The 1,405-nt window shown below is 53.7% G+C and carries 2 protein-coding genes; both read right to left on the bottom strand.

Annotation, left to right across the window (positions count from 1 at the left end; translation table 11 throughout):
* Window positions 1-593 (bottom strand): IS91 family transposase (locus LRP50_RS25220; protein WP_274167145.1); only part of this gene is annotated, 593 nt, incomplete at its 3' end.
* Window positions 590-1,405, bottom strand: an 816-nt coding sequence (locus LRP50_RS25215; RefSeq protein WP_274167144.1) for a site-specific integrase, incomplete at its 5' end; no start/stop codon positions are given. The genes LRP50_RS25215 and LRP50_RS25220, both read right to left, overlap by 4 nt.

Here is a 1,405-nt window from a genome sequence, read left to right as displayed (position 1 = left end):
TGTGCGTGAATCGCGGTCAGTAACCTTGCTCGCCAGACTGATGCCAATGCCATGTGAGAGTAGAGGAACTGCTTGTTGCCGTTGTGCCACTGCTTGCGGCGGGGGTGATAAAAACCTGCAGGCACAATGGCATGCAGGTGTGGGTGGATATCCCGTCGTCGATTATGGGTATGCAGCACCAGCGTAAAGCCACTGTCACCGCCATGTTTGCGTTGGGCAAAATCCTTGAGCACGGACGCAGCAACAGAGAACATCAGCGAATACAAACACCTCGCGTGTGTGATAGCCATTTTTCTGAGTTCGGCAGGCACGGTGAAAGTGATCATAAAATAGTGTGTCGGCAATAACTTCGCCTCTTGCCGAGTCAGCCATTGCATGGTGTTGGTGTGTTGACACTGCGGACAATGACGGTGCCCGCAAGATAGCGGCGTTCGGTCATCATGGTGACACCCCTGGCAACCCCATTGCACGTGGCCTAATGCCCCTGTTCGGCAGCGAGACATGCCCATGATGGCTCGAGAGATATCCGGGTTAAGCCGCCTCGACTCGAGTTCAGCGCCATAATGATTGAGCAAGGAAAGAAAGGTGCTCATGCGTCCTCCCACAGTATCGTCAGTCCCGTTGCCAGTTGATTGACAGCCTGATGCACCTCAGCTTGTTTCATCTCAGTGAGTTGTGTGTAGCGCGCGGTGGTATTCAGACTGGCGTGACCCAGCAGGTGTTGTAATGATCGTAAATCCAACCCACGCTCGAGCAGATGGGTGGCATAACAATGGCGTAATGAGTGTGGGCTAATGGCCTTGTTGATCTTCGCGTCACGACAGACTTGCTTCATGGCTTTTTGCACCCCACCGCGGTCCATGTGGGCATCATTGCCGACACCCGGAAAGAGCAAGGTGGGATGGCGATGGGTAGACCAGTGCAGGCGTAAGACCGCGAGTGTTTTATCGGGCAGCGGCACCAAGCGGTCTTTGCCGCCCTTGGCATTGCGCACATGCACCTGATGTTGGTCACTGTCGATATCTGGCACTGACAATCGAAGTCCTTCCCCCAGGCGTAACCCCAGACAATACAAGGTATAGAAGAAGCGTTGGTAGCGAGGTTGTTGGGTGAAGGTGATGAGTAAGCCGACCTCTCTAGGGGTTAATATATCGGGCAAGCGTTTGACCTGAGGCGGCTTAACGATATCGAGCCATTGCCATTGTTTATTAAGGGTGTAGCGATAGAAGAACTGCAAGCCATTGCGATCGAGTTTGACGGTGCTCCAGGAGTGGGTTCCGATAAGGTTCACGAAGTAGGTTTTGAGCTGTTGCTGAGAGAGATTATCCGGTGGACAATCAAAGAACTGTGCGATGCGGCGGACGGCACGGCTGTAGGCATCAATGGTGGCGGGTCGTTTCCCTTG

The sequence above is a fragment of the Enterovibrio gelatinilyticus genome, assembly GCF_028683095.1.
GTDB classification, from domain to species: domain Bacteria; phylum Pseudomonadota; class Gammaproteobacteria; order Enterobacterales; family Vibrionaceae; genus Enterovibrio; species Enterovibrio gelatinilyticus.
This window is presented reverse-complemented; position numbering and strand designations above follow the sequence as displayed.